Source organism: Clostridium sp. SGI.024 (assembly GCF_050315195.1).
Lineage (GTDB): Bacteria > Bacillota > Clostridia > Clostridiales > Clostridiaceae > Clostridium.
Map to the genome: position 1 here is coordinate 1 of NZ_JBNPON010000200.1, position 213 is coordinate 213.

A 213-nucleotide genomic window follows, 5' to 3' on the forward strand; every position below is an offset into this window, starting at 1 on the left:
GAAATTGATATCTCTACGGCAAGCTATTTCAATATCACGTGAAGAATAAATTCCATTCATATAAGCATATAGCATAATTTTTAGCATTTTCATGGGCGAAACTTGATTTTCTCTTACTCTAAAATAAGTAGAATATAGCTCAGTCAAATCCATCTCCTCTACAAACTGGCTTAGTAATCGCACAGAATCATTACTTGGAATTATGCAATCAAT

Annotated in this window: 1 protein-coding gene; it reads right to left on the reverse strand. The window is 31.9% G+C overall.

The window, feature by feature from the left end; translation table 11 throughout:
* Positions 1 to 213: transposase (locus tag ACQRD5_RS17405; protein ID WP_427747142.1), on the reverse strand; the 213-nt coding region annotated here is incomplete at both ends.